The sequence below is a fragment of the Halodesulfovibrio marinisediminis DSM 17456 genome (assembly GCF_900129975.1).
Classification (GTDB): Bacteria; Desulfobacterota; Desulfovibrionia; order Desulfovibrionales; family Desulfovibrionaceae; genus Halodesulfovibrio; species Halodesulfovibrio marinisediminis.
This window is the reverse complement of the sequence record NZ_FSRG01000004.1, coordinates 51,961-76,732: the sequence shown is the minus strand read 5'-3', so window position 1 is coordinate 76,732 and position 24,772 is coordinate 51,961. Positions and strand designations below refer to the sequence as shown.

At 44.5% G+C, this 24,772-nt stretch carries 17 protein-coding genes; 6 read left to right on the top strand and 11 right to left on the bottom strand.

Features of this window, described 5'->3' with window-relative positions; translation table 11 throughout:
• Positions 1-8: 8 nt before the first annotated feature.
• The 10 genes from ruvX to ald form a co-directional block, all read right to left on the bottom strand.
• Positions 9-440, bottom strand: coding sequence for a Holliday junction resolvase RuvX (ruvX, locus tag BUR09_RS04885; protein WP_074215845.1), 432 nt, complete (start codon positions 438-440; stop codon positions 9-11).
• A 75-nt stretch (positions 441-515) separates the two neighbouring features.
• Positions 516-4,088 (bottom strand): FAD-binding and (Fe-S)-binding domain-containing protein, encoded by a 3,573-nt coding sequence (locus BUR09_RS04880; RefSeq protein ID WP_074215844.1) that lies wholly within the window; start codon positions 4,086-4,088, stop codon positions 516-518.
• Positions 4,089-4,198: 110 nt separating this feature from the next.
• Positions 4,199-5,236, bottom strand: a complete 1,038-nt coding sequence (locus tag BUR09_RS04875) for a DHH family phosphoesterase (RefSeq protein ID WP_074215843.1) — start codon at positions 5,234-5,236, stop codon at positions 4,199-4,201.
• A gap of 1 nt (position 5,237) precedes the next feature.
• Positions 5,238-5,744, bottom strand: a complete 507-nt coding sequence (locus BUR09_RS04870) for a bifunctional adenosylcobinamide kinase/adenosylcobinamide-phosphate guanylyltransferase (protein WP_074215842.1) — start codon at positions 5,742-5,744, stop codon at positions 5,238-5,240.
• A complete protein-coding gene (cbiR, locus tag BUR09_RS04865; RefSeq protein WP_084539341.1) occupies positions 5,741-6,625 on the bottom strand; it encodes a cobamide remodeling phosphodiesterase CbiR in 885 nt (294 codons plus the stop codon). The genes BUR09_RS04870 and cbiR overlap by 4 nt, the downstream gene beginning before the upstream one ends.
• A 399-nt stretch (positions 6,626-7,024) precedes the next feature.
• Positions 7,025-10,168: a UvrD-helicase domain-containing protein gene (locus BUR09_RS04860; protein WP_074215841.1), complete on the bottom strand. Its 3,144-nt coding sequence runs from the start codon at positions 10,166-10,168 to the stop codon at positions 7,025-7,027.
• A 373-nt stretch (positions 10,169-10,541) separates the two neighbouring features.
• Positions 10,542-11,279, bottom strand: a complete 738-nt coding sequence (locus BUR09_RS04855; RefSeq protein WP_074215840.1) for an amino acid ABC transporter ATP-binding protein — start codon at positions 11,277-11,279, stop codon at positions 10,542-10,544.
• Between the two features lie 9 nt (positions 11,280-11,288).
• Positions 11,289-11,960 carry an amino acid ABC transporter permease gene (locus BUR09_RS04850; RefSeq protein ID WP_074215839.1) on the bottom strand — a complete coding sequence of 224 codons (672 nt, stop codon included), beginning with the start codon at positions 11,958-11,960 and terminating at the stop codon, positions 11,289-11,291.
• A gap of 115 nt (positions 11,961-12,075) precedes the next feature.
• Positions 12,076-12,816, bottom strand: a complete 741-nt coding sequence (gene glnH, locus BUR09_RS04845) for a glutamine ABC transporter substrate-binding protein GlnH (protein WP_074215838.1) — start codon at positions 12,814-12,816, stop codon at positions 12,076-12,078.
• A gap of 356 nt (positions 12,817-13,172) precedes the next feature.
• The gene (gene ald, locus BUR09_RS04840; RefSeq protein ID WP_074215837.1) at positions 13,173-14,276 is read right to left on the bottom strand and encodes an alanine dehydrogenase; all 1,104 of its coding nucleotides are present in this window, start codon (positions 14,274-14,276) and stop codon (positions 13,173-13,175) included.
• A gap of 614 nt (positions 14,277-14,890) precedes the next feature.
• Here ald and BUR09_RS04835 point away from each other — a divergent pair.
• Positions 14,891-16,135 (top strand): M48 family metallopeptidase, encoded by a 1,245-nt coding sequence (locus BUR09_RS04835; RefSeq protein WP_074215836.1) that lies wholly within the window; start codon positions 14,891-14,893, stop codon positions 16,133-16,135.
• Positions 16,136-16,613: 478 nt separating this feature from the next.
• Here the strand turns inward: BUR09_RS04835 and BUR09_RS04830 are convergent, their stop codons facing one another.
• Positions 16,614-17,033, bottom strand: a complete 420-nt coding sequence (locus tag BUR09_RS04830) for a YccF domain-containing protein (RefSeq protein WP_074215835.1) — start codon at positions 17,031-17,033, stop codon at positions 16,614-16,616.
• Between the two features lie 258 nt (positions 17,034-17,291).
• On the opposite strand from BUR09_RS04830, the gene gdhA reads away from it, so the two are divergent.
• The 5 genes from gdhA to BUR09_RS04805 all read left to right on the top strand — a co-directional run bounded on the left by gdhA (position 17,292) and on the right by BUR09_RS04805 (position 24,383).
• Positions 17,292-18,638 carry an NADP-specific glutamate dehydrogenase gene (gene gdhA, locus BUR09_RS04825; RefSeq protein ID WP_074215834.1) on the top strand — a complete coding sequence of 449 codons (1,347 nt, stop codon included), beginning with the start codon at positions 17,292-17,294 and terminating at the stop codon, positions 18,636-18,638.
• A gap of 352 nt (positions 18,639-18,990) precedes the next feature.
• The gene (locus tag BUR09_RS04820) at positions 18,991-21,978 is read left to right on the top strand and encodes a PEP/pyruvate-binding domain-containing protein (RefSeq protein WP_074215833.1); all 2,988 of its coding nucleotides are present in this window, start codon (positions 18,991-18,993) and stop codon (positions 21,976-21,978) included.
• A 611-nt stretch (positions 21,979-22,589) separates the two neighbouring features.
• Positions 22,590-23,036 (top strand): YqaA family protein, encoded by a 447-nt coding sequence (locus tag BUR09_RS04815; RefSeq protein ID WP_074215832.1) that lies wholly within the window; start codon positions 22,590-22,592, stop codon positions 23,034-23,036.
• Positions 23,037-23,201: 165 nt separating this feature from the next.
• On the top strand, positions 23,202-23,645 hold the full coding sequence (locus BUR09_RS04810; RefSeq protein WP_074215831.1) for a universal stress protein: 444 nt from the start codon (positions 23,202-23,204) through the stop codon (positions 23,643-23,645).
• A gap of 285 nt (positions 23,646-23,930) precedes the next feature.
• Positions 23,931-24,383 carry a universal stress protein gene (locus tag BUR09_RS04805; RefSeq protein WP_074215830.1) on the top strand — a complete coding sequence of 151 codons (453 nt, stop codon included), beginning with the start codon at positions 23,931-23,933 and terminating at the stop codon, positions 24,381-24,383.
• Positions 24,384-24,772 lie beyond the last annotated feature (389 nt).

The following is a 24,772-nucleotide window of genomic DNA, read 5'->3' as shown; positions in this document are numbered from 1 at the left end:
AGAAACTGCTAATCGTAAGATTGTCTGTGTTCTTCATCCAAATGCAGGAATGATTCTAAGATACGCACTGCAGCCTGCTGATCAACCACTTTATCAATCTCGTGGCCTTTTAATCCGGCATCACGCAATTCAAGCTCTGCCTCAAACGAGCTAAGAGCCTCTTCGATGATAAAAATCGGCAGCTCGCAACGTCGACGCAGTCGCGCAAGGAAATTGCGAACCTGACGGGACATAAGCGTTTCTTCACCGTCGAGGGACTTAGGCATCCCCACAACAATTGCAACAGGTTCTTCCTTTTCGATAAACGCCAACAGCTCCGCGAAAAACTTATCGCGGGTTTTCATAACCAGTGTTGTCCGCGGAAATGCCATGTTGCCCCCAGTGTCACTGGCAGCAAGTCCCGTCCGCTTTGTTCCGTAGTCTATAGCAATATACTTCATGAAATATTCTTTTGTCCTTAGTACGCAAAGCTCCCCTTCTGAATATAAACAAGTTCAGAAGGGGAGCCAACGTCATTAAAGACTTTCTGTATCTACAATTCGCTTCGAATCCTTCTGAACAGACTCAACAGCAATGCGTTTTATGTATTTTTTCCAATCTGCACCGTAAAGTGCTTCAGCGATGTATTCAACCGTATGAAGAACAGACCGTTTTTCATGCAGGTTAAGGAATATACGCGAGATACCAACCTTACAGGACGGACACCCTACAACAACAGGAGTATCATCTGTCAGAGTTGGCAGCACATGCGTTAACGACGCTTCCTTTTTCGCACGCAGCTTGTTGTAAATGTCCGGACTGGTCAAAGCACCCATGCCCGATTCACCACAGCAACCTGGATTCACAGTAACATCTGCACCGCACAGCTCGCCCAATGCTTTTGCATAGACTCCTGCGGCTTTTTTCTTATGAACACCTGTCCACTCTGCGTGACAGGATGGATGGTACAGCACTGATTTTCCTGTGGCTGCGTCTTTCAACGCATCTTTGCCCATACGTTCGATAAGGAACTGTACTGCATCCTTATGCTCAAGCTTGAGATTCAACGCTTCAGCAAGATCATATGATTCAAGGCCTTCACGACAGGAACCACAGGCGGTAATGGTATGCGTAATCTTAAGTCCCGCGCGTACAGCATCCGCAAGAAACGCTTTCATTTCTTCAATGTTAGCAGCACGGTTCTTCTTGTACTCTTCGTCCTTACCGGCAGCCAGCAACGGGTATCCGCAGCACATATGACGCGGAGGCATAATGACAGCCACGCCAGATTTAAGCATCAACATCAACGCAGCAAGGCCGATATTCCTATAAAAGAGGGAACCACCACATCCTGGGAAGTAAAATACTGCTTCCAGCTCTTTCTTGTCCTGTACATTATCAGGAATAAAGATTGAGCCTTTGTCCAGACGAATAGCCTCATTAAGGCCACGGTACCCTACTTCAGGGCCAAGCCCTGAGAACAAAGGGTTGTTAATACCGGAGCGCAATGAACTTGGAATAAGACGCAGCATTTTATTCTGCACGCGCTGCCCCATAGAAGCCAATTTTGCAGCACGCGGAACACGGTTCGCAACGTCTGACACAAGGTAGTCGAGCACCTTGGATTTAATCGGATGTCCGCCTGCGCCTTCATCTTCCACAAAAGCACGAAGTTCCAATGCAACCTTGGAAGAATCAATCTTCACAGGACATACAGACATACATTTGCCGCAGCCTGTACAATGCTCCATGAGCTTACGTAACTGCGCCATAAGGTTGTCATCCGGCTTACCTTTGTTCACCTGAGAATAATATACTGCTTCCAGCAATGCACCGAGGCTCAGGTTTTTATTTCGCGGATGGTACAACAAGTCACCATGCGGGTAGAACATCGGACATACCTGCTTACATTTACCGCAACGGGTACATACCTGTACGTTAGCAAGCAGATTAATGAGACGTTCTTTTTCCGGCAGACCGGATGCCTGAATATCGCGGATTAAGCGGTTAAATGAGAATGTAAACGGCTTAACCGGAGTATCACGCTGAGTAAGTTTTGCAGGGTTCAGAATGGAAAGCGGGTCAACTCTACGTTTAAACAGGGTCAACTCTTCCATTTTCTCCGCTGCAAGGAATTTAATTTTTGTAATACCTATGCCGTGCTCGCCAGTAACCTCACCGTTCATCTCCTGCGCTTTCGCCATAACTTCCTCTGCCACTTCTTCTGCATGATGCAGCATGACAGGGTTGTTGGAGTCTACAGGAATGTTCACATGACAGTTACCGTCACCGGCATGCATGTGGTTTGCAACGATGATGCGGGTTGCGAGCATCTCATCAACAATCTTTTTAAGATTGCGACGCTGATTCGGGTAGCGTTCCTGGGCTTTTTCAAAATACGCCAGAGCATGCTCAAGCATTTCCTGATCAGAAAGCTCGGAAATCGGCACATCACCTTTTGCAACCTTGGATGCAAAAGTAAACGCACGGTTGAGCTCTTTATCTTCAAGCGGCATACCGCTCAAACGACCGCTCTCCCCAAGAGCGGTACGGAAAGCTCTACCCATGCAGCGCTGGTTCAAGTGTTCAATAAAGTCAGAGAACTCTGGAATCACATCAATCGGAATAACGATATCTTCGTTGATTTTAAAACCGGAAGTACGACGTGCAATAGCGGACAGTTTGTGTCTGTCTTCCCAGAAGAGCTCTGCTTCAGCTGCATCCTGTGCAACAAATACATCCACCCCTTCGTACGGAGTACAGATTTCCACGATATCCTGAACACTCTTATCCAGAGCAAGCACATCGTTAGAGTTCAACTCAACAATCAGAACTGAAATCGGGCGTTCGTTATATTTTGCAGATTTTGTGCAGTATTCAATTGCTTCAACATATTTAACGCCAAACTCTTCCAATGCAGAGATTTTTACAAGATCACCCTGCTTGCGAATGGTATCACGTAAGGCAACAATGTCCTTAATCACAAGCATTGCGTTGTGCATGGAGCGTCCAAAGAACTCCAGTACAAGCACACGGTCATATTTCTGTTTCGGGTAACAGATGAAGGTTGCCTCAGTGATGATTCCATCAGTGCCTTCTTTCTGCACACCCGGCAGACCGCCGAGGAACTTGTTTGTAACGTCCTTACCAAGACCTGCTTTGCGGATTTGATCACCGCGAAGAGAAATAACAGTACGAACACCGCCGGATACATCTTTTACCTCGAATACAGCGGTCTCATCTTCCATAATCTTATGGCGTGGATGATTAACGCGCTCAACATTGATGATTTCGCCTGTAGGCGTAACCATGGTGTAGCTAAGAATGTTGTCGAGAGTTGTTCCGTATTCAAAGGCAAAAGGACCGCCGGAGTTTTCCGACACGTTCCCGCCGATAGTGGAAGCAGTCTTGGATGCTGGGTCAACAGTAAAGAGCATTCCTCCTTTATCTGCGGCGTTGATGGCGTCAATGGTGATAACGCCAGCCTCAGTGGTAAGAGTCATATCTTTCTTGTTGACAGATTTGATAGCGCTCAACTTCTGCAAGCTCATCACAACAGTACGTTTGCGTGCCGGAATAGCACCACCGGTACAACCGGAAGCACCGCCACGCGGAATGAGCGCAAATTTCATTTCATTCGCAAGGCGCACAATAGCGCTTACTTGCTCAGTTGCAGAAGGCGCAACAACGAGCAGCGGAAGTTCCATACGCAAGTCAGTTGCGTCTGTGGAACACTCCACTAGCGATGCAGGACGCAGATCAATATTGTTTTTTGGAATGATCTGTCCAAGTCGACGTACCAGTTCACTCCGGAATGCCATATCTGCCTCATAGGCACTCCAGAACATGGTGATACCTTCACTCAATGTGTTGGCGTAATGATGTGCAAGAGCAGGTTCTGCTCTATCAAAACGCTTAGTTACACTTGTGCGAACAGTTTCTGCGTCGATAAACGGGTTGTAACGGACAAGGAAGAGTTCTTCAGCAAGCGCAATAGCTAACTCACGAACGGCTTCCGGCCAATCTTCAAATTCATCAAGATCAATCCGCAACACCCTATGGACAAGAAACTCGGAACCTATAGAAATATGTGGGCCTTTGTGCGGCATGATCAATTCTCCCAGTAAATAAGAACGAAGCCAATGAGTCTACTTTTAGTTCTTTAAGAATGCAAGAACAGCGTCATAGCACTCTTTACTGGTAGAAGATGCACACAAAATTATTCCACACAGACGTTTTCAGGCTCCTCATCAGAAGGTTTTACGCATTTGATTACGCGATTGCGGGTAGGAGAAACAAGGCGCTTAAACACAAACATCTCCACATCCTTACCGTCCAGTTCTTCAATAGGAATCTCTGCACGAGCCAATGCTTTATGACCACCCGCAGAGCCTACGTCATTAAACTGGCAGTAAGCAAACTTCCCTAAATCACGGTTCACACCATCACCACGGAAAATAATAACAGCCTTATCCTCATAGACGCCACACACAGCAACCCAACGCATTTCGTGTACACGCATGAAGAAGTCTGCAATCACAACAAGAGAATCTGGATTATCCACCATGCCTACAAACGCGTACCGACCGGAACCAACCTTATGCATTCCGGTAATGGCGCGGGAGAAATATTCCAACCAATCGTAATGCATTTCACTTCGGGCAATACGGGATAACAATTGGTGGTTTGCAAATTTACTCAAGTACTTGAATGCGCGAAGGTCGACTTCGTGAAAATTTCGCTCAAAGTCATTTGTATCAGTTTTAATGCCGTACATGAGTGCTGTTGCCAGCAACTTACCCGGACGAATTTTCATCTGATAAAGGTATTCTGTAAGGATGGTGCTGTTTGAGCCGTACCCGGGGAGAATTTCGTAAAAATCAGATTTTACAGGGTAATCATTATTAATCGGATGGTGATCAATAACAATCGAGTAATCCAGTTCGCTAAACAGCGGATGATGATGCGGCTGTGAGTCTACAATCGCAAACTTGTCGTACTGCGCTGTAACCTGCGGGGTTAATTTAACCATAGGAATACGCAACAAGCGAACCATCGCAAGGTTATCCGGACGTGTAATCTCATTAACACGAGCAATATCCACATCCGCGACCCTGTGACTCATGATACGTTTAAGCGCAAGAGCAGACCCCATAGCATCCGGATCTGCATTGATCGTAATAAGCCAGCGCTCATTACGGGAGAACATTTCCTGAAGCTGTTCGATCTGCGGTTTTACATTACGAAAATACGACATGTTACGCCTTTTTTACATAGAGCGGAATGCCCGCTATCATGAGACAGACTTCATCACTTACCGCTGCAACAGCCTGATTGAGTGCACCTAATCTGCGAATGAATTGACGAACCTGAGAACTCGCCGCAATTGGGCCTAGTCCCGCTTCGCAAGAAACAATAGTAACTTGAACATCATCAGGCACTAATGAAAGGCTGTGCAAAAGCGCATCTTGCGCCTGCTGCCACTGATCACAGCATGCAAAAACCCAAAAATCCAGACTGTCGATAAGAATTGACTGATACTCCAGTATGGACTTTTCTAACAATCGGGGCAATTCTATTCCTGTTTCTTTCACAGGAATTTCTGGTATTCTTGCCAGCCGATGATCCAGGATCTGCTGACCGAACGTAAAATCCTGCGCCTGCCCAGTCGCAAGCAAAAGAGAAGGACTATTTCCTTCATACAACCGCTGCAAGCCAAAGTCTGACTTGCCGGACTTGTCTCCCCCAAGAATAAGTCGGATCATTCTATTGCCCTTCCATCAAAAAACAACTCTTCAACAACCGGAATAGTTGTCTCAATATGCTTCCAATTAAACAGCTCGTACACAAGCGTGCATTCCTGCCCACAGGCTTGTAGTACCTTGCGTGCTACATCCCTTCCGGATTCATCGAGATGCTCCAAGCCTACATGTTTACTTCGCCCCTTAGCCGTTGTTACGTCCTCGGGAGCGTTTACATGAATCATACGAAGTCGATCAAAAAGATGACTATGACCAAGGAGCGCATCATGCCCGTATGCAATGATATGCCCTATGTCAATGCACACTCCCAGTCCCAAATCCCCGATGACAGGAGCAAGGTCAATCAGATCTGCGCCTTCAATATTCTCTATTAGTAAGTCATTACAGCTAAATCCATGACTATTCCATGCGCGAGCAAGCACTACTAGTAACTGTTGAGCCGCTTTCACAGAAAATGCATTTTCTCCCTTTGTCAGCGGTGGATGCAGCACAGCCTGCCGAACATCAAGAAACGCCACTTTATCCATTAACCGAAGTACCGTGTCAGCTACAACCTCAGCATTCGACCATGGTAAGTCTAAGGGCAAATGCATGTGATACGTCAAATCCAGCTCAGCCAAATTCTGCGGTAAGTCATCCTCGCTATAGGCAAGACAAGACTCAGACTCAAAAAACAATAATGAGACCTCGTCTACCTTATCCTCAAGGAACACGCAGTTTTCGTACACGCTGCCAGGCATAACCCACGAAGGCGCAGCCGTAGTCACAGGAATCTGCCTCCGAGAGTTTTGCAAGGTTGTTGCCTCTGGGGGGCAGGTACCGCCCTGTATCTGCAAAGTAACACCGTCACCTTGTCCCTGTTCAGGCGATTTTTTTTTATCCATAAAATTATATTTCCGGCTTACGTGTCGTTATGGTCTCTGAAAATGAGAATGTGACGTGTTCGACGACACTACGAGACATTTTCCCTAGCAAATAAATGTAGCATACTATGCCCAGTTCAAACGTAAGTTATACCATTGATACGAGCACTACAACAAACTTAGGACTCATATTCACAACTAGAGGTAACAAACCTTATAAATTGATTTTTATACAGACTTATTGCTTACACTGAAGGCAGAAAAAAACGCCATGCAATCTATGCTCGTAAAGCGCCCCATCGGTTACGAGCATCCTCTACCCAGAACATCAAGCCGGTCAAAGGAGGCTCCCTCTTGCGAGGTGGAGGTGCAAAGCCCTTCCCCATCGAAGACAAAACTCTCCCCAACACACCGCATGATTTAAATCAAACTAAGCTGCGTCTCTGTATGCTTCTTTTTAGCCTTAAGCGCGGAATGCATAAGCCCTTCGGCGGGCAAGTCTACCAAGAATCGTGACGGCGCAAGGTGCACGGTATGACCGTAAATCATACGTTTTGAAGAATGACTAAGGAACAAAAGCTGCTCAGCACGAGTAATGGCAACATAGAGCAGACGTCGTTCTTCATCAATATCGTAATGATCAGATATGCTGGAGGCAGTTCCTGTCAGGGTGTTCATGCCTGAATATGGCATAATACCATCTTCAAGCGCTGGCAGAAACACAGCTTTGAATTCAAGTCCCTTGGATGCATGCATGGACATAATCTGCACTTTTTCACTTTTCTGGCGCACTTGGTCGAGCTCGGTTTGCAAGTTTATCCAGTTAAGCAATCCAGCCCAACCGTTATGTTCCTTGTAGTGCTTCAAAAGCTGCTTAAAAGCTGATGACTTCCAGAATAAGCGATCAAACGGAGGTATATCCTCCAGATACACGGCAATACCTTCAGGTCCTTTAGCCAGTACAACATCAGGACATGGTATCTGCTCTTCACCTTCTTTACTGGAAATGCCTACAAATCGTCCTGCAGCAGCAAGAATAAGCTCCACACGCGGGTCTACCCAAAAGGCTTCCTGCTCCGGGACAGCGCATGGGATACCGAGCCTGTTAAGCGTCTGGCTGATAACCGGAATTAGTGCTTTGAACCGCACAAGAACAGCAATGTCACCGGGTGAAAGCTCGCCACCGAGAAGCCGCTCTTGCCTGCCGTCCTGCAATGAATGACTGGTTTGTCCGAGCAAGCCTCGAACCTGTTCACCAATCCATGAAGCTTCTGCTTCAGAGGTCGGTGCTTCAAACATTCGGACTTCAGCTTCTAAAGACCTTTTGGCCTCAATAGCCTTTGCCTCACGGACTGGCTGCATAAGTGCACTTGCGTAGTCTACAATATGCTGTGAAGAACGATAATTTTCAAACAGCTGAATAGTATTCAGAGATGAAAGTTCTTTTTCTAAATACGACTTCACACCGCCATGAGCGCCCCTAAATCCATAAATAGACTGATCAGGATCACCGATACCAAAAAAGCCCTGGCCGTTTTGTTTATCCTGAGAAACAAGCTCACGGACTACTGCCAACTGAAGCGGAGACAAATCCTGAATTTCATCGACAAGTACATGTATCCACGGATGTACAAAAACATTGTTACGTAAGGACTCCAGCCAAAACTCAAGAAGATCTGTGTAGTCAGCAAGATTCCATGAATTTTTAAGACTAGAGTAATTACTGAATGCATCCTGCATCTCAACAGAACACGGCTCCATTCGTTCGCGACACAGGGATATTGCTTCCCATGCTTTTTTACACTGCTGCTTACTTATTTCAGCATTGGCTTCAGCAAAGACACGCTTTGAGCTTTCCTCAGAAAGCAACGTCGGTGCATCTGAATTAGAATTCTGCCAATATTCAAACGCAAGACCATGCAGAGTATCTGCGCGAGGAATAGATAATTTATTCTGAATAGAGTCTGCGAGGCGCGTTGTCAGTTCTTGCGCAGCTCTACGGGTAAAAGTGAGTGCAAGGATTTGCCGCGCCTTAACCCCTGAACCGAGCAAATATTCAATACGTCCGATGAGGGTACGTGTTTTACCTGTCCCCGGCCCTGCCATAACAAGCACCGGATCTGGTGCAAACTTGATGGCCTTCTGTTGTGCATCGTTATAAGTAATGCTCTCAGGCTCATCCTTACGTTGCTGTACTGCTGTCTCAAACCTAGGCGTGATTGAAGCTTCTTCTTCAGATGTAAGTCCGCTCACCTTTTCAGGCACATCAATAAGCATTTTTCCGTGCTTAAATTCATTACGCTCTTTTTGAGAGAACACACGGACCACACCATATTCGCCATCAAAGCCCGGTTGGCGAAGCACTTCACCTTTACGCATTCTGCTTACGGCTTCCGCAAGAACAGGATGTATCTTCTTAATATCCTCTTCAGGAACATCACGAAGAATTGCCATTTCTGAACCGAGCTTGCGGATTGTTTCAGAGTAAAGATCCATAACCTTTTTCGCCTTAGGCCCTACGCCAAGCACCTCACTCATCAGTTCAGGAAGTGGAATCAGCGAACTAAAATCACCAGCTTTGGACGGCTGTTTCGGAATATCTCTGTCCGCAAGCGAAAGAATTCTATGCAGAACCCCTACGGTCAACGGTTTGCCACACACAGGACAAACACCATCACGCGTCAACGTTTCGCGCGGCTCCATAACAACGTTACATTTACGGTGACCATCTAAGTGATACTTACCTTCTTCTGGAAAGAACTCCATGGTACCGAGGAACTTGTGGCCAAGCCCTTCGCCACGCAAACTGCGGTACATCCCTTCATATGAGATATCACCAGCAAACAGATTGCATTCCCGACCGAGCTTATCACCGGAGTGTGCATCCGAGTTGGAAACCAGAGCAAAGCGATCAAGCGCGCTCCACAACCAGTTCATCTCTGGGTCGGAAGAAAGACCTGTTTCAAGTGCAAAAATTTCTGAGGCATAATCGCCATAACATTCTTCTATTGTGTCAAAGCCAGATTTTGAGCCGAAAAGAGAGAACCACGGCGTCCAGATGTGGGCAGGAATAAGGAAGGCTAATGGATGAGTTTCAAGTACGAGATCAAGAATATCACGCGAATCCATCCCGAGGATAGGGCGACCGTCTGACGTAATGTTGCCTATCTCGCCAAGGCGGTTACTGAATCTGCGAGCTGCTTCAAACGTAGGCATGTACACTAAGTTGTGCACCTTGCGCACCTTGCCGCCCCGTTTGTAGATTGAACTGATTTCCCCCTGCAACATAAACAGAGACCGACCATGCATTGAATAATCGCCAAACCGCGGTATCTCTTTACCGAGATCTGTTGCATCCTTCAGCCGAAACAATCCGCTTTGGCTATCTTCCACAAGCTGATCTTCCAACTCATCCAGCCATTCTGGATGCGTAAGGTCGCCCGTACCAATGACGTCAAGTCCCTTAACCTCAGCCCAGGCGGCCAGGTGACGCGGTGTCAATTTTTTACTGGTTGCACGGGAAAAACGGGAATGAATATGCAAATCGGCGCGAAACTGTTTCATGGAGCAACTATCCTAGCTAGAGACGTTGCCTGCCAAACGCAGACAGTAAAAATGAATCCTTCCTTTCCATACCTGTACCAGAGGAATACTCCCTAGACAATTACGTAACCTATTCACTTTTCTATGACTCTACCGACACATTTTAATCGTGGCTTTTGTCTGCAAGGACAGCCCGTTTTTTCACCCCTTCGCGGCTTCCACTCCATTACCTTTCGAATAATAAAAAAGGGCTGCCCTTCATATGAAGGACAGCCCTCTAGCTATTTCATGTCATTGGAATAATGCCGCGTGAGAAATATATCTACGGGTGTTCTTCGCATAATAAAAGTTTCTGGAGATTCTTAAGCCGCCGGAGACAAAAAAAGACCACCAACTACAATTTGCCTAAAAAATCTTTAAGACGTGGATTCTTAGGGTTAGAGAAGAACTCATCTGGAGCTGCTTCTTCCTGAATCACACCATCAGCAATAAAGATTACGCGGTCAGCAACTTCGCGTGCGAAGCCCATTTCGTGGGTTACTACCACCATGGTCATGCCTTCGTCGGCAAGATTTTTCATTACGTCGAGAACCTCACCTACGAGCTCCGGATCGAGTGCAGAGGTAGGTTCGTCGAAAAGGATTACTTTCGGGTTCATTGCCAGAGAACGTGCGATTGCCACACGCTGTTTCTGACCACCAGAAAGCTGATCCGGATATGCTGCTGCCTTATCCGGAAGACCTACTTTCTCAAGCAGGCTGAGTGCAATTTTATCTGCTTCTGCTTTATCCATTTTACGAACTTTTATCAGTCCGATTGTAATGTTCTGCAGAACAGACAGGTGCGGAAACAGGTTAAACTGCTGGAACACCATACCTGCTTCGGAACGCACGTAGTTGATGTCGGTCTCTTTTGCGTAAAGATCATAACCGTCTACAACGATAGAACCTGAGGAAATTTCTTCGAGACGGTTAATGCAGCGCAGAACAGTAGATTTACCAGAACCGGATGGGCCGAGGATTACAACTACTTCACCCTGCTTAACGCTAAGATCTACGCCTTTAATAACTTCTATGTCACCGTAACTTTTGTGCAGGTTACGGATTTCAATCATATTAGATGTATCGCTCATCGAGTGCTCCTAGCGGCGGCTGCGTGCCATCAGTTTTTTCTCATACCAACGTAAACCTTTCGCAATAGAAAGGGTCATACAGAGGTAAACGATCGCTACAGTCAGGTATACTTCAAAGGAACGGAAGTTAACCGCAACAATCTCCTGACCGGAACGGGTAAGCTCTGCTACGCCGATAACGGTAAGAAGTGAGGTATCTTTAAGCGAAATAATAAACTGGTTGCCCAGTGGTGGAATCATTCGACGGAATGCCTGAGGCCAGATAATGGAAACCATTGTCTGATGACGGGTAAGACCAATAGAGCGGCCAGCCTCAAACTGTCCCTGATCGATAGACTGCACTGCGCCACGTACGATTTCCGCAATGTATGCACCGGAGTTAACAGCGATAGTGATAATACCAGCTGTAATAGGATTAATACGGACACCGGTAACAAGCGGTACACCAAAGTACAGGAACAAGGCCTGAACAATCATCGGAGTACCACGAATAATTTCTATATAAATGCTCGCAAGAGAGCGATTAATTCTATGCAGAGAAAGTCGGCCAAGGCCTGCGACAGTGCCTATCATAAAGCCAAACGCAAGGCCAAGGAGAGTGATATAAATTGTCAGCTCAAGCCCTTCTACAAGAAGAGGAAGAGTGTCAATCATCACTTCTGGTTTAAACTGGAATGCCATAAAGTGTATCTGCCTTTGGGGTACTTTTGCTAAAAATATTTAGCGGATAAAATATACATAGGGATGGCACAACGCCATCCCTATGCTTTAAATACTATGAAAGAAAGGATTACTACTACTTAGCAGGCGCGTAACCAAACCACTTAATAAAGAGTTCTTCATAGGTGCCGTCAGCTTTCATTTCTTTGAGCGCTTTGTTTACGCCTGGAACAAGCTTGGAACCTTTAGGGAATGCGATACCGTAGGACTGACCCTGATAGATAGGACCAACTACTTTAACCATACCCTGACCTGCTTTTGCTTCGAAATCTTTAACAACAGGCATGTCAAAGATAACAGCATCAGCACCGCCAGTCATCAGTTCCATGAACATGTTATCATTGTTAGGGAAAAGTTTGATATTCTTCTTAGGTACGTACTGCTGAGCAAGGTCAACAGAAGAAGTAGCAAGCTTGGTAGCAACGATTTTGTCTTTCAAATCGTTGATGTCTTTGATGTCGTTGTTATCAGCACGAACAAGGATGACAAGACCGGAATCGTAGTAACCATCGGAGAAGTCTACAACTTCTGCACGGGAAGGTTTAATGGTGATACCTGCAACAGCAGCATCAATGGAACCAGCCTGAAGGCCAGGGATAATACCGTTAAAATCCATCGGCTGGAATTCGTAATCAAGGTTCATTCGTTTCGCAACTTCTTTCCACATGTCGATATCGAAACCAACGTATTCACCGTTCTGTTTAAATTCAAACGGCTTGAAGTTGGTGTCATGTGCAACAATCAGCTTCTGAGCAAAAGCAGAAGAAGAAAATGAGAAAACAAGTACAGCTGCCAAGATGGCGATAAGACGTTTCATAAAATGAACCCTCCTAAAAAAGTGATTACGATAGCTACTATGTAAAATTCCTACTATTTCGTTTTTTCGTTGAACGAAAGTTTAACGAAAATGTGTTCTCAAACCGAGAGAGTATTAGCAGATGGAATAAAAAAAATCAAACAAGCTGTAATTTTTTTCGTTTTTGTTAATTGTAAATAGCTTTTTACATTTTACAACAATTCGCCCTAATAATTCCAATGCAATACCCCTTGCTTTGTAAACACGAATAGCATTCTATCTTTAACAAAAATGTAAGCAATATTATAATGTCAAAAAAAAGTCCGACCCCTAAAAGGAGGTCGGACATCAAAAATAGCAAGCACTTAGATATTAACTTACAGTACGTCTTCAGGAGAAACGGAGAATAATTCGAATGCCTCACCAACGGCAGGACATGTCAGCTTACCTTTATAAGTATTAAGTCCCAACGCAAGGGCACGGTCTGCACGCAAAGCATCTAGGCCTTTGTTTGCAAGCTGAATCGCATATGGCAAGGTCTGATTACTAAGAGCAAAAGTAGAAGTACGTGGTACCGCGCCAGGCATATTGGTAACACCATAATGCACTACACCATGCAGATCGAACACAGGATCCTCGTGAGTGGTAGGCTTAATGGTTTCGCAACAACCACCCTGGTCAATGGCCACGTCTACGATAACCGAACCTTCCTGCATGGTCTTAACCATATCTTCTACAATCAAACTTGGAGCTTTTGCCCCCGGAATAAGGACAGCACCTACAACCAGATCTGACTTCGCAACCCATTCACGGATATTAGGTTCAGTCGATGTAACAGTTCGAATACGATTACCGTATACATCATCAAGATATTGTAAGCGCTGATGATTAACATCAAGAATAGTTACGTCTGCACCAAGACCGATCGCCATTTTAGCAGCATTCATACCTACCACACCGCCACCAATTACTGTAACACGTGCCGGAGCAACTCCTGGGGTCCCACCAAGAAGGACACCACGTCCGCCGTTTGTCTTTTTAAGAAAGTTAGCGCCTTCCTGTGTCGCCATCCGTCCTGCAACTTCAGACATTGGCATAAGAAGCGGCAAAGCACCATTCGCCAGCTGTACGGTTTCATATGCAACGGCAGTAGTTCCCCCTTCCAGAAGAGCAGTAGTCAAATCACGCTCAGCAGCAAGATGGAGGTAGGTAAAAAGAAGCAAACCATCTCGCAGATACTGATATTCCGAGGCAATAGGTTCTTTAACCTTAATGACCATTTCAGCGCCCCAAGCCTCTTCTGCAGAAACCATGCTTGCACCGGAAGCAATGTATTCCTCATCAAACAATCCGCTTCCGCGACCAGCATCAGTTTCTACAAGCACAGTATGCCCTTGACGGACAAGCGCTGCCGCGCCACCCGGAGTAAGAGCTACTCGATTTTCCAAAGTCTTAATCTCTTTTGGTACACCAATAATCATGACTTTCTCCTTGCACATTCAGAGGCTGTGATCTGGCTACGAAGCGACGTACTATGATGCTACCCCTGACTGTAAACATTAAAACTGTGATATACATTCACGTTAGTAACGCGTGTCATTTGGGTTACCTCCCCCTGTACAACCACCACAGTTTTGCGACAAGAGAAAAACAACTTTTATTCAGAAAACACCTTAAATTTACTGAGTTTTGCGAAAAAACCAAAACATATTGCAAAACTGCAACATGAAGATTGTTTTTATGGTAGGTAAGGCTGTTGTTTAATCAATCAGAAAGCTCAGACTTTTGGAAATTCCAAGCTTTCTGAATACTCGAAAAAATGCGTATATGATCACCCATGTTGCAAAGTTGCGACAATTGAGCATATCAGAAAAAAAATCTATTTTTTTGAAAAAACGTGCAGGAATTTTATTTTAAAAAGCATGATAACACCATTCAACACATTAATAAGACAGCCTTTTTTACTATGCAGAACAAATACCGTATACAAACAAGACACAGTGCTTATACCTAAGTAGATTATAAACAGATAACTAAGACTGTAATAATACCACCTGACACGGAGAACTCTCCATCTTTATCCTGAGGTAATACAATGACCTTTTTAACTGCCCTTATTCTCTTTTTCATCATCGGCGCGTGGGGACTTGAAACATGGGTAAGCAAACTCAACCTTCAATCACTAAAGCAACCGATCCCTGCCTCCTTCAAGCATGCGGTAGATGCTGAAAAGTATGCAAAGTCTCAAGCATACACACGGCACAATGACAAGCTGGCCTTCATTTCCGGTTTTGTTAACGTCATCGCAGTAGTGCTTTGCCTTTTACTTGGTATTTTTAATATCTTTAATGAATGGGCAGCAGCCATTTTCAATGGACAAATCATGCAAGGACTAGCTTTTTTCGGAATCGTTTCGCTAGCCTCAATGCTTATCTCCCTCCCGTTCTCTATCTACAAAACATTCGTGATTGAAGAGAAGTACGGCTTTAACCGCACTACCCCCAAACTGTTCATTACAGATCGCCTTAAAGGTATTCTGCTTGGAGTTATTCTCGGTGCGCCGCTTGCTGCAGGCATTTTATGGTTCTTCCAGACATTCGCCACGTTCGGGTGGCTTATCGCATGGGGATTTGCAACAGCTTTCCTCTTTGCAGTGCAATATGTTGCGCCAATCTGGATTATGCCACTCTTCAACAAGTTTACGCCACTGGAAGACGGAGAACTTCGTAAAGCAATTGAAGGATTTGCACACAAGAACGGATTTAATATCTCCGGCATTTTTATTATTGATGGCTCCAAACGATCCAACAAAGCTAATGCATTCTTTACAGGGTTCGGGAAGCAGAAACGTATCGCGTTGTTTGATACCCTTGTGAACACTATGAGCACAGAAGAAATAGTTGGAGTCCTCGCCCATGAAATCGGGCATTGCAAACTTAACCATATTAAACGGATGTTCCTCACCAGCATTATTACAACAGGCATCACATTCTTCTGCTTATCGCTGGTGCTCAAGTACGAACCGCTTTATGCTGCGTTTCATATAGAACATGTCACCATTGCTGTAGGTATGGTGTTGTTTAACTTCCTTTACACCCCCCTCTCTCTTATTATGACGATTATCGCTTCACATCAGTCTCGAAAATATGAATTCGAAGCAGATGCCTTTGCTGCCAGAACAACAGGAAACCCTTCAGCTCTATCAAAAGCGTTAATAAAGCTTTCTGTGAACAGCCTTTCAAACCTGACACCTCACCCAGCCTATGTAGCACTACACTACTCACACCCTCCAGTAGTCTCTCGCATCAAAGCGCTCAATAAAATTAAAGCGACACAATAGTACATCACTAGTATCACCGCACAAAAACAAAACATATATATACAAAAAGCGACACAGGATAACTCCTGTGTCGCTTTTTTATTTTTAAAAAGAGAAAGATAAAGACTGCATTGTTCAACACATGACTAGAAAACCACATGCCATATCTTTACTCTCGTACAAATACCATCTGTTATTTCATTAATTGTAACATTACTTATAAAAGACATAGTGATCAGACAATTTTATTCAGCCTTGTGATTTTATCCATCCAAAGCAAGGTCTATGAAAGTCAGTATCTCTACGAATAAACGTAACACCATCCCCCCTCAACACATGCGTAGCTATTTGTATTTTTTACGTATATGTCAAATCACACCTTTCATAAACACAAAAACGTCTGTAATAAGAGAGCCGAAACGCGGATTTTCGCCCTTTTAACTTGTAAGTCAAACTTACAGACATTCAAGTGGTCATAAAAAAAATGAAATGACCGTTTTTAACGGTTCAGCAAGGAGTTCGGATCATCTGCCGCCGTTTTTCCAATAGGAGCCAGACAAATTACGGCAAGTTTGAGGTGCTGGAAACCGAACGGAATGCCAATAATGGTAATAAAGTTCGCCAGCGCGAAAAACAGGTGTCCAATCGCAAGCCACAACCCTGCAAAAATGAACCAGATAATGTTGCCAAGAAGCCCCAAAAAGCCTGTTCCTATATCATGCTGACCGGTAACATCCACTCTGTTCACAACTTCTTTGCCAAATGGCCACAGAGTAAACTTAGCGATCACAAAACAAGAACGCGCCCATGGAATGCCGACAATCGAAATAATCATGATAATACCGGCTATAAACCATCCCAGTGCCATTTGTAGTCCTCCAAGAAATAACCAGAGGATATTCATTATAATTTTTACCATATGCTTCTCTATAATCTTGCAGTTCACCCTTGTAACAGGCGGAACTCATTTGACATTTTTGTAAGGAGTTAAAAAGAGAATCAGAACTTTTTATAGTAAATATGAAGTAAGATAAAAAGCAAGCTTATCCAGTTCACAATATTTTTGGCCTTTGTATTCCAACAATGCAAAAAAAAGTGCAGTATGTCGCCACTAATCTGTACATGAATTTAACTTTGTTTTTTGCTGCGCGTTATTGCAGCCCGAAGGAGTCCGGAAATGGATATTCTCGACCTTATTAAAAGCAGAGATCCTAATGAACGTGAATTTCATCAAGCGGTTACTGAAGTTATAGAATCTATCAAGCCTGTCCTTGATCGAAACCCTCATTACCGCAGCGCAAATATTCTTGAACGTATTGTTGAACCAGAACGAGTTATTATGTTCCGAGTTCCATGGGTCGACGATGACGGTAACATTCAAGTTAACCGCGGGTTCCGTATTGAAATGAACAGTGCCATTGGTCCTTACAAAGGAGGCTTACGCTTCCACCCTTCTGTAAACCTTGGTATCCTCAAGTTTCTTGCATTTGAACAAGTTTTTAAAAACGCACTTACCAGCCTTCCTATGGGCGGCGGTAAAGGTGGTTCCGACTTTGACCCTAAAGGCAAAAGCAATATGGAAATCATGCGTTTTTGCCAGAGCTTCATGACAGAGCTCTCCCGTCATATCGGTCCTAACACTGACGTTCCAGCTGGTGACATTGGTGTCGGCGCACGCGAAATTGGTTTCCTCTTTGGCCAGTACAAGCGTCTCCGTAACGAATTTACTGGCGTATTGACCGGTAAAGGCCTGGACTGGGGCGGCAGCCTCATCCGTCCTGAAGCAACAGGCTACGGCGCAGTATACTTTGCTGCTGAAATGCTTGCTGTTGACGGTCGCACCCTCAAAGATACCCGCAGCATTGTTTCCGGTTCCGGTAACGTTGCCCAGTACGCAATGGAAAAACTTATTGAACTCGGCAGCATCCCTGTAACCTTCTCTGACTCTTCAGGTTACATTTACGATGAAAAAGGCGTGGATCAGGAAAAACTGGCATTCATCAAAGAACTCAAAAACGTACGCTTCGGCCGCGTAAGCGAATACGCAGAAGAATACCCTGAAGCTGTATATGTACCAGTTGACCCTACTGCTGACTTCAACCCGCTGTGGGATCACAAAGCAGACTGCGCATTCCCATGTGCTACTCAGAACGAAATTAACGCAAAAGACGCTGCTAATCTGGTGGCCAACGGCGTTACTGTTGTTTCTGAAGGTGCAAACATGCCTACCGTACCAGAAGGTGTCGACCTATTCCTTCAGGAAAAAGTTATGTACGCACCTGGCAAAGCCGCTAACGCTGGCGGCGTTTCTGTTTCTGGTCTTGAAATGACACAGAACTCCATGCGTCTCAACTGGAGCCGCGAAGAAGTTGATAACCGCCTGCACACAATCATGAAAAATATTCACAAGCGTTGTCTGGATACCGCAGAATACTACGGCACCCCACGCAACTACGTAAACGGCGCAAACATTGCCGGATTTACCAAAGTCGCAGACGCTATGATTGATCAGGGCGTTGTCTAGCATACAACGACAATTGAATATCCTCGATATAGAGGCCCAAAAGAGGCATACATGAAACTCATGTATGCCTCTTTTTTTATATCTTAAGGCAAGGTATTCACACCCGCTATTAACGCTCATGTTCATTATTCAATCAAGCGGCATGCCCATAAACTGTTGTGATTCATTGCTCTAACAGTCTACTGATGCTACAGATTACATAAGAGCCACCTTTTTTCGAGGCAGCATAATACAATCAAGCGGCACTACTCTTTATTAATAGAGCATCAATCAAATTCCCGTAACAGCGCTGTTTCATGGTGGTTATTCACAGCAGAACATCCCCAATTCACACACAAACGAGCGGGGCACTATGGTACATTCTGAATTCTGTCACCGAATTACGGCTGAAAACAAATTTCAAGTATATCACGACCTTATGCGCGAGAAAGTGAAACATATTATTCTTGTTTCATCTCCATATGATGCATGGGTTATGGAAGAAGACTGCAATCTTTCTGAACGCCTTGCCAATGAGTACCGCGGCCTGAACTTGAGCTCACCGCCACGCCTTACGTGGATATCCTCACCGGAAGACATTCCTTCAGCTCTGGAAAAGCGCCCCGCAGATATGGTCATTCTTATGTCAGGCCTTGCCGAACGGGAATTAATAGACCTGAAACAACGTATTGATCAATTTGTGCCGGATCTGCCTGTGGTTGTTCTTACGCACAGGGAAGTGGACAGCTCACAACTCAAACGAAAGAACCTTGATCACTGCTTCTTATGGACAGGTGATGCGGAGCTTCTGCTGGCAATTGTTAAACTGACTGAAGATAAAATTAATATTGACGCAGACACTCGAGAAGCCGGTATCCGGAATATTATTCTTGTGGAAGACTCACCAAGCTACATTTCATCATTTCTTCCTATTCTATACCGAGCACTCGTACAGCAAGCACAGGCCGTCATTCAAGAGGGGCTTAATCAGGAACATCGTCTACTGGTTATGCGCGCACGACCAAAGATTCTAGTTGCGGAAACGTATGAAGAAGCAATGGAATACTTTCGACAGTACGAACAATACGTGCTTGGCGTAATCTCTGACGTCCGCTACCCCCGAAACGGCAAAATAGACCCTTCTGCCGGCGTCGCGTTACTTTCTGAGATCAAAAAAGAGAGTAAAGACATACCACTGCTGCTCGCAAGCAGTGAATCTGTTAACAAATGGTACGCAAAAGAAATTCCCTGTGAATTTATTGATAAAAACTCACCGCTTCTACTTGCAGAATTGCATAGATTTGTCAGTGAGCATCTAGGTTTTGGCGATTTCGTATTCCGCAATAAGGCTGGAGTTGAAATAGACCGTGCGCACACGATGTATCAATTGAAAGAAAAGTTGAATCAGGTGCCTGACGATGTCTTTCTTGCCCACTGCCTGAATAATGACTTTTCCCGCTGGTTCTTTGCCAGAACGGAAACAGAGCTTGCCTGTCTCATGCGTCCACTTACACCTGAAGACTTTGACAACAGTGTGGAAGCAATGCGCGCCTTTGTCATCGAACAGCTCCACAACAGGCTACATCAGCGGCAACGCGGGATTGTTGTCAGCTTCAAAGAAAACGACTTTGACCCACAAACAGATTTTTTAAAAATAGGTGAAGGCTCCATCGGCGGCAAAGCCCGTAGCCTTGCCTTCATGTTTCGCCTTATAGAGAAAAGCAACGGATTAAGTAAAAAGTACCATAACATCGATATCATCACGCCAAAGGTACTCAGCATTGCCACAGAAGGCTTTGACAGTTTCCTGCGGTTAAATGACCTAGGCTACTTGGCAGACGAAGACTTTAAAGATGATGAAGTGGTAGAAATCTGTCTTAAAGCAAAATTACCTGAATGGTTGAAAAGCAAGCTGCGTATCTATTTAGAAAAAGTCAAAAAGCCATTGGCCATTCGCTCCTCAAGTTTACTTGAAGATGCCCAGTATCAGGCATACGCAGGACTGTACTCAACGGTCATGCTCACAAACACAAACCCTGACATTGAAGTTCGTTACGCCGAGCTGGCAGCAGCAATAAAAAAAGTTTACGCCTCAACCTTTTTCCAGTCTCCAAAGTCTTTCTCACGAAGAGTTAAACTGCGCACTGATGAAGAAAAAATGGGTGTTATTATTCAGGAAATTATCGGAAGACATTACGATGAATATTTCTATCCGGCAATTTCCGGCGTTGCTCAGTCAAAAAACTTCTATCCGTTTGGAAGAATGAAAACAGACGACGGTATCGCATCTATAGCTATGGGACTTGGGAAAACCGTTATGGATGGCGGACAGGTACTCCGATTCTGCCCGAAATGCCCTCATGTTCAACCGCAAGCTGCCAATCTGCAGGAGCTTCTCAAAAATTCTCAGAGCACATTCTACAGCCTATACATGGGAGATCCTAACCTTGCACCAAAGGCAAAAGAACAACATGGGGCACTGATACAACGACGAATCCACAATGCCGAACCAACAGGTCCTATTTCTTTTCTTGCAAGCAGTTACCTTCCGCAGGAAGGAGTTATACGGGATACAGCATCTTTCCCTGGCGGCTCCAAGGTTCTGCTTTTTGCGCAAGTTCTTAAACACGGCCTGTTCCCGCTTCCTGCTCTCCTGAATGATCTGCTTGCATTAGCTGAGGAAGCAATGGGTGGCCCTGTCGAACTGGAATTCTGCGTTAACATGGATATGGACGGCTCAAACGCTGAGCTTGCCTTACTGCAACTGCGCCCGATGAGCTCTCTTTCTGCTTTATCTACCGTAACCATCACCAAGCGGGAACGTGCAGCTGCGTTCTGTTATTCCAAACATGCGCTGGGGAATGCTGAAAGTCAGGATGTCTGCGACATTATCTTTATTCATCCAGATGACTTTGATGTGACAAAAACCATGGCTATCAAACAAGAAATACAAGAGCGCAACAAACAGATGCTCCGCGAAGAACGCAAGTACATCCTCGTAGGACCCGGACGTTGGGGGACATCTGACCGCTTCCTTGGAATTCCGGTAACATGGAATGATATCTCTAGCGTTTCTGCGATTATTGAAACATTTACGGAAAACCTGCGGGTTGAGCCGTCGCAAGGCTCACACTTCTTTCACTGCATCACAACGTTAGGTATCAACTACGTAATGATCACTAATTCCAATGAAGAATTTATTCATTGGGAGTGGCTGGCAAATATGCCAGTACACTACAAAGGAGATTTCATTACCCACATACAATTTGAATCTCCAATTACTATTAAGGTAGATGGTAGAACAGCTGAGTGTGCAATGTTAAGACCCGCCCCACAAGGGGCTGAAGTTCCAATCATTTAACACACTCTTCCCAGCTGGAATAGTTTACTTTTTTGGAAATGTTGCAAAAATAACACACTCGCTTGGAAATTCTTTTTCGAGAATATACTCCTTAACTGTTGATATTAAAGGACTCTAACGCCACGCTGCGTTTTTGCAACACGATACAAAAACAAGCTTTTGCTAGGGATGCGTTTTTGCAACACAACTAAAGGGACACTATTATATCTAGTTTTCCGCAAACACTTGATATTGTGTATTTTATAAAAAAAAACATCGTTTTTATAAAGTTGGCACCACAGTTGCTATATTAAAATTAGCTTTTCAAAAAAGCACATGTGGTATCCTCTAACACAGTGAAATTGTGAGTAACTGCCAACACTCATTTCACCTCCGGTACCAGTTTACCTAAACTTCCTTTTTCTATCTGACACCCCGCTGTGATTGCGCTTTAATGGCGGGGAGTTGTCAGATAGCCTGAATGTTCCACGAATATTTCCTTGCAGAGGCTCTGTAATCGTCATGATTACAGAGCCTCTCTTGGTTTTATTGCCGTTTATTTCAGCACTCATCTTGTTCATAATTATCTCTTATTTGACGATGAGCATTCTTTTTGAAACAGTGCTTATCCAATGCTTGATTTTTTCTCACCAGAGCTGGGATACCCTGCTCTTTTCTTTCTCAGCTTCCTTGCTGCAACAATACTTCCTCTCGGCTCCGAGTGGTTGCTTATTGCTATGGTAGCTGGCTCCTTTGACCCATCCTCCTCAGTGCTGATAGCAACAGCAGGCAACACTCTTGGCGCGTGCACAACCTATTTCATTGGTATATGGGGTGGTACCTACCTCATTGAACGAGTTTTACGAATCGATGAGACATCACAAAAAAAAGCCCACCATTTTTATTCCAAATGGGGGCAATGGTCACTTCTTCTTTCCTGGTTACCTGTAATCGGAGATCCGCTCTGCCTTGTGGGGGGGATTGCTCGCGTCCGATTCTCTTTCTTTTTCCTTCTTGTACTAGTTGGGAAATTTTCCCGTTATGCAGCCCTTACGTGGCTGACGCTACAGGCAGTCTAGACCGCCAACCTCATGAACTCTGTTCAATCTGTTATTCTTTCATGCAGAAGCATATAAATCTTCCATAAGGCCATTAAAAGACTATACACCAACGCTTCCTATGCTAGAATGAACCAAACTTCTTTATACAGATCATTATGGACATTTTACGCGCCGGAGGAAGGTATGCGAACAATCAAACACATCCTTGTCGCTGTTGACCTCATGGAAGACAGTTCATTTATCGCGGCATATGCAAGACTTTTTGCGGAAAAACTGAATGCTAAAATGACAGTAGTCTATGCCACGCCGCCTCTAAGCCAGTACTTCGGGCTTTATCTCCCACAAGATACCATTGCAAAATTCCACGAAGAATCTGAACAAGGTGCCATCCGCGAACTCAAAGAATTTGTTGAAAAACACTTTGAAGGTCTGGATGTTGAACGACGACTAGCTAACGGTCATCCGCAGGATGTTGTTCTAGGAGTAGCCAGAGAAGGCGACTTTGATCTGATTATTATTGGCACTCATAGCCGCAAAGGCGTTGATCGAATTATGTTCGGCTCTGTTGCCAACAGCGTTGTAAAACAGTCTGACATTCCTGTACTGACAGTACGCCCAGACATGTAACCTTCTGCTATAAAATAACAATTCCCCTATTAACAAAAACCAGCGCTAGTAGGGGAATTGTTCTATTCTCAAATAAATATAAAAAATTTCATCTGTTGACTAATTTTGGTTGCATTCAACCCCTTCTTAGTATTAATTACTATTAACGACAGTGAATAATATCTAAGCAACGTTTGCTTGAATCCAGCACAGCATTTTTAATTCAAACAAACAAAAATAACGACGAGTACCATTGTCCACAATGTAACCAGCATTCCCGATTATTAAACATCCTTGGAGGTCACCATGCGTACTATCAATAATATTCTTGTTCCTGTTGATGTCATGGAAGATAATGATTTTTTTGTTGAATATGCAAAAGTTTTAGCAGGAAAACTAGGTGCAAAAATCACCCTGCTGTACGCTAGACCGCCTCTGGACCGCTTCTACGATGCATATCTGACAGATGATATTGTAGAAAAACTCAAATTAGAATCTAAAGAGCGCGCTATCGCAGAGCTTGAAAAAATCGCCGAAAAACATTTCCAAGACATGGATGTATCCATCAAGTTACGTCGCGGTCAGCCACAGGATCTGATTCTGGAAATGACCGATACTGATGAATACGATATGGTTATTATGGGAAAACATTGCCGTAAAGGCGTTGAGCGCGTCCTCTTCGGCTCTGTTGCAAACCGTGTTGTAAAATACGCCAATACCCCAGTTCTTACTGTCCATCCCCCTGAGTGCAAGCACTAGCGACAGCAGAGCTTTTTACTCCCACCCCCTAGCAAACACAGGATCATGTAACGCCCGAGCATAGACGGGAACGTTACAGAAACAACAACTTCACTGACGCAAAATGAAAAGCCCTTCCTGTCCTTTCCCTCAGGTAGGGCTTTTCTGTTTTTCTTACCCAACAATATTTATTATACATTAATATCATAAGATAAACATACCATTCTAGACAAAGCCACGCATCCAGACAAGCACAGCATTATCATCCCCCAATATAACCTCTTGCAGGCAGGTATGAGAGTTTCCCTAAAATTATTACTTATATTTTACACAAAAGTATAAAAATAAGTGTATCTTCTTTTTTTTGTTAGATAATTTAATTAAAAAGTGTAAAAAAGATGACTAACAAA

Bases quoted from the DNA above. Each gene is read 5' to 3' on its own strand.
- BUR09_RS04810 (WP_074215831.1), top strand. From the start codon at position 23,202: ATGCGAACAATCAAACACATCCTTGTCGCTGTTGACCTCATGGAAGAC.
- BUR09_RS04870 (WP_074215842.1), bottom strand. From the start codon at position 5,744: ATGATCCGACTTATTCTTGGGGGAGACAAGTCCGGCAAGTCAGACTTT.
- BUR09_RS04815 (WP_074215832.1), top strand. From the start codon at position 22,590: ATGCTTGATTTTTTCTCACCAGAGCTGGGATACCCTGCTCTTTTCTTT.
- cbiR (WP_084539341.1), bottom strand. From the start codon at position 6,625: ATGGATAAAAAAAAATCGCCTGAACAGGGACAAGGTGACGGTGTTACT.
- BUR09_RS04880 (WP_074215844.1), bottom strand. From the start codon at position 4,088: ATGCCGCACAAAGGCCCACATATTTCTATAGGTTCCGAGTTTCTTGTC.
- gdhA (WP_074215834.1), top strand. From the start codon at position 17,292: ATGGATATTCTCGACCTTATTAAAAGCAGAGATCCTAATGAACGTGAA.
- BUR09_RS04875 (WP_074215843.1), bottom strand. From the start codon at position 5,236: ATGTCGTATTTTCGTAATGTAAAACCGCAGATCGAACAGCTTCAGGAA.
- glnH (WP_074215838.1), bottom strand. From the start codon at position 12,816: ATGAAACGTCTTATCGCCATCTTGGCAGCTGTACTTGTTTTCTCATTT.
- BUR09_RS04860 (WP_074215841.1), bottom strand. From the start codon at position 10,168: ATGAAACAGTTTCGCGCCGATTTGCATATTCATTCCCGTTTTTCCCGT.
- BUR09_RS04820 (WP_074215833.1), top strand. From the start codon at position 18,991: ATGGTACATTCTGAATTCTGTCACCGAATTACGGCTGAAAACAAATTT.
- BUR09_RS04835 (WP_074215836.1), top strand. From the start codon at position 14,891: ATGACCTTTTTAACTGCCCTTATTCTCTTTTTCATCATCGGCGCGTGG.
- BUR09_RS04830 (WP_074215835.1), bottom strand. From the start codon at position 17,033: ATGGTAAAAATTATAATGAATATCCTCTGGTTATTTCTTGGAGGACTA.
- ald (WP_074215837.1), bottom strand. From the start codon at position 14,276: ATGATTATTGGTGTACCAAAAGAGATTAAGACTTTGGAAAATCGAGTA.
- BUR09_RS04850 (WP_074215839.1), bottom strand. From the start codon at position 11,960: ATGGCATTCCAGTTTAAACCAGAAGTGATGATTGACACTCTTCCTCTT.
- BUR09_RS04855 (WP_074215840.1), bottom strand. From the start codon at position 11,279: ATGAGCGATACATCTAATATGATTGAAATCCGTAACCTGCACAAAAGT.
- ruvX (WP_074215845.1), bottom strand. From the start codon at position 440: ATGAAGTATATTGCTATAGACTACGGAACAAAGCGGACGGGACTTGCT.
- BUR09_RS04805 (WP_074215830.1), top strand. From the start codon at position 23,931: ATGCGTACTATCAATAATATTCTTGTTCCTGTTGATGTCATGGAAGAT.